Source organism: uncultured Rhodoblastus sp. (genome assembly GCF_903903185.1).
Classification (GTDB): Bacteria; Pseudomonadota; Alphaproteobacteria; order Rhizobiales; family Beijerinckiaceae; genus Rhodoblastus.
This window is the reverse complement of the sequence record NZ_CAIUXT010000080.1, coordinates 1-3,156: the sequence shown is the minus strand read 5'-3', so window position 1 is coordinate 3,156 and position 3,156 is coordinate 1. Positions and strand designations below refer to the sequence as shown.

Below are 3,156 nucleotides of genomic sequence, written 5' to 3'. Positions count from 1 at the left end.
GCGATTGTGCGGCTCATGCCCAGGCTTCGCGCCACCTGGACGCGAGTTCTCGCGTTTCTCCTTCTTGTCGGTAGACGGAGGCTTGGACGAAGTGCGCGACGTCTTGTCCGGTCGTTGAAGCTGGATCACCAGCTCAATCAAATCGTCCTTGCTCAGACGCTGCAAATCAGTGCGATCCATGCGCTCATGGATTCAGAGATTGGAGTCCCTGGCAAGGGGGACTCGGAATTCAGAGGCCTCGCCCCGATCCAAGCGCCAAAAATGGGGCTGGGTAATTACGCCGATCGACCTGAAGCCGGCCACCTGCGTGCTACGCCGGATGGATACCGCTCGGCCAGTTCGAACGCGATCTCATCCGCGAACGCACCCGCGCCGGTCTCGCAGCCGCCGCCGCGTGCGGCAGACGCGGCGGCCGCAAACCCGTCGTCACCGCAGACCGGCTTGAGCGTGCGAAGGCGCTTTTGGCGAAAGGGCTGACGGTGCGCGAAGCGGCGATGCGCCTCAAGATCGGAAAGACCGCGCTCTATGCGGCGCTCAACCCCGAACCCGGTCCCGCAGGTTGATCAAAGCGGCAAAGTTCATGCTTTGTCCAAAGTAGCGTACAAAAAATCACAAACCTTGAGCTGACCTCAATCTCATCGTCGAAATGCCCGGACTGAATTGAGAACTGAACAGCCCTGACTCTGAGTCCCTGTCGATGGCGGTGAGAATCCGCGCATAGATGGTGCGGTTGTGAGCTTGGCGGCTTTTTCTGGCCTTTTCGAGACGATGATGGTGCGTGGCAGAGGTTGATGCGGCGGCGCTTGAAGGCGCCCTTGAAAAGGCCGCTGCCGCAGATTCCCGCTCAGTCGCGGCTTTCATAGAAAAGATTGTCGTCGAATGGCTTCGCGCCAACGGATTTCTGCCGAAGTGACCGCTACCAAGCGCTACGCGGATCAATCCGCCGGCGCGGCCAAAACCTTGTAGACGGCGCCCCGGCTGCAATTCATCGTTCTGGCGATGGCGGTCGCGCCGGTCCCCACGCGATGCAGTTCGCGCACCTTGGCATGATCGAGCGTGACCGGACGCCCCTTGTAGACGCCGCGCTCCTTGGCCGCCTCGATCCCGGCTTTCTGGCGATCCTTGATGAAGCCAAGCTCCATTTCCGCGACCATGCCCAAAACCGTCAAAACCATCTTGCCCATGGCGCCGTCCGTCGAGATCGCGGGTTCGAGCACGCGCAGCGCCGCGCACTTCCTCTCCAGCTCATGCACCAGGTTGAGAACATCGCGCGTCGACCGACCGAGCCGATCAAGCTTGGCGACGACCAGGACATCGTCGGCGCGGATGAAATCGAGGATTGTCGCCAATTCGTCGCGACCGTCGCGCGACTTGCCCGAAACCTTTTCGGAGCGGATGACTTGGCATCCGGCCGCGCGCAATCTCTCAATCTGAATTTCCGCGCTCTGGTCGCCGGTTGAAACGCGGGCATAGCCGATCATCGATGACATGGAGGGGAACCTGTTCACTTAGGATTTTAACTCTCTGAGTCTCCTGCGAACTAAGTCCAATGTAAACCCTAAATTGACGGCAAATCGGGAGATTGTGCACGTCGTCTATGGGCATACCCAAAATGAACGCACTGAAGCCGCTTCATGCGCGCATCAGCTTTTCACGGGCGGCGCTGGCGACATAGCTGGAGCGGGTGATGCCGCTGCGCTGCGCCGCCTGGTCTATGGCGTCCAGCAGGCCCGCGTCCATGGTGAGGTTTGCGCGAACGCTGCGACCTGCGTCGAGGACCAGAGGAAGGAGGACGACGCTTTCCCCGGGCGCAACCTCAGCGCTGGCGAGCACGTTCGCGACCGATGATGCGGGGGGGACAGGATGACCGCCGCTTTTCTTGAAGGCGACAACATCGCGTAGCGCAACGACAGCATCGGCGATGGCGGCTTCCGGCGTTTCTCCGGCGCCGACGCAACCTTCAATATCGGGAATGCGGACGCCCCAGACATCATTGGCGCCGTCGAGAATGCCAACATAAAAGCTCATTTGATCCTCCTTGAGCGGTCGCGGCAAATCAAAGCCAACCTGCCGCCTTGGCTATCGAACGCGCCGTTCCCGGCGACAATTCGCGGTGACGCGGGACAGGGATCATGACGCCCGAATGGGCCTCGTTGACAAAACGATCATGCGAGCCGCCGCCGACATTGACCCATCCTTCAGCTTCGAGCCGGGCGATGATCTTGCGGGTGTTCGTCTCGGCTTTCGGCATGAATCTCGCTCCGCTTAGGTGCATATTGATGCACGATATTACGGCGAAAATCAATATGACGTGCATGAAAATGAACGTATATGGCCAAGCGCGGCCATTTGAGGGCGAACGCGCAATACCCTCCGGATCGGCTCCGCCGGCGGGTAATTGTCGGAGGCGGTGATGACGCCTCCGCCTTCGCCATGGACTCCTCCCGTTTTGAATCACCCGATCTGAAAACCGTCTCCCAAAATCGGAAAAACGAGCAAAACAGAGAACTGGCCCCGGTTGTCTGAACAGTTTCCCGCGAAAGATAAGTGGCGTTCTGCCGGGTTTGGTTTGCAGCGGGTTGCCGGGCGTTTGTCGCGATGCAGGGCGGGCGTAGCCCAACCGGAATTGCGACAAACGCCCGGCGGCGAAAAATTCATGCGGCCATCGCGATGGCTGGATGGTTGAAGTAAGCCTCGTCCGGCGTCCGCCGGTCAAGGCTCAAATGCGGACGCAAGCTGTTATAAAAAGCGAGGTATCGGCCAAGCGACGCGCGCGCGTCGCCGACGCTGTCGTAAGCGCGCAGATAAACCTCCTCGTACTTCACCGATTTCCAAAGCCTTTCGACAAACACGTTGTCGCGCCAAGCGCCCTTGCCGTCCATGCTGATGGAGATCTTGTTGTCGATCAGCACATGCGTAAATTCCTCGCTGGTGAACTGGCTGCCCTGGTCGGTGTTGAAAACCTCCGGCTTGCCATGCTTCGCCAGAGCTTCCTCCAGCGCCTCGACGCAAAAACCGGCCTCCATCGTGATCGACACGCGATGCGACAACACCCGCCGCGTGAACCAGTCGACAATGGCGACGAGATAAACAAAGCCCCGCGCCATCGGAATATATGTGATGTCGGTTGCCCAGACCTGGTTCGGCTTCTCGACT

4 protein-coding genes and 2 pseudogenes are annotated in these 3,156 nt (G+C 59.7%); 1 reads left to right on the top strand and 5 read right to left on the bottom strand.

Annotated elements, in window-relative coordinates; translation table 11 throughout:
- Positions 1–180 (bottom strand): annotated as a pseudogene (locus QZY01_RS07830) (IS66 family transposase); the annotation flags it as partial.
- A gap of 149 nt (positions 181–329) precedes the next feature.
- On the opposite strand from QZY01_RS07830, the pseudogene QZY01_RS07825 reads away from it, so the two are divergent.
- Positions 330–563: pseudogene (locus QZY01_RS07825) on the top strand (recombinase family protein); the annotation flags it as partial.
- Positions 564–935: 372 nt separating this feature from the next.
- Here QZY01_RS07825 and QZY01_RS07820 read toward each other — a convergent pair.
- The 4 genes from QZY01_RS07820 to QZY01_RS07805 form a co-directional block, all read right to left on the bottom strand.
- On the bottom strand, positions 936–1,490 hold the full coding sequence (locus QZY01_RS07820; RefSeq protein WP_294535504.1) for a recombinase family protein: 555 nt from the start codon (positions 1,488–1,490) through the stop codon (positions 936–938).
- A gap of 142 nt (positions 1,491–1,632) precedes the next feature.
- Positions 1,633–2,028, bottom strand: a complete 396-nt coding sequence (locus QZY01_RS07815; protein WP_294535502.1) for a type II toxin-antitoxin system HicB family antitoxin — start codon at positions 2,026–2,028, stop codon at positions 1,633–1,635.
- Positions 2,029–2,056: 28 nt separating this feature from the next.
- The gene (locus QZY01_RS07810) at positions 2,057–2,251 is read right to left on the bottom strand and encodes a type II toxin-antitoxin system HicA family toxin (RefSeq protein WP_294535501.1); all 195 of its coding nucleotides are present in this window, start codon (positions 2,249–2,251) and stop codon (positions 2,057–2,059) included.
- A 403-nt stretch (positions 2,252–2,654) separates the two neighbouring features.
- The coding region (locus QZY01_RS07805) for an IS3 family transposase (protein ID WP_294535499.1) at positions 2,655–3,156 on the bottom strand (502 nt) is incomplete at its 5' end.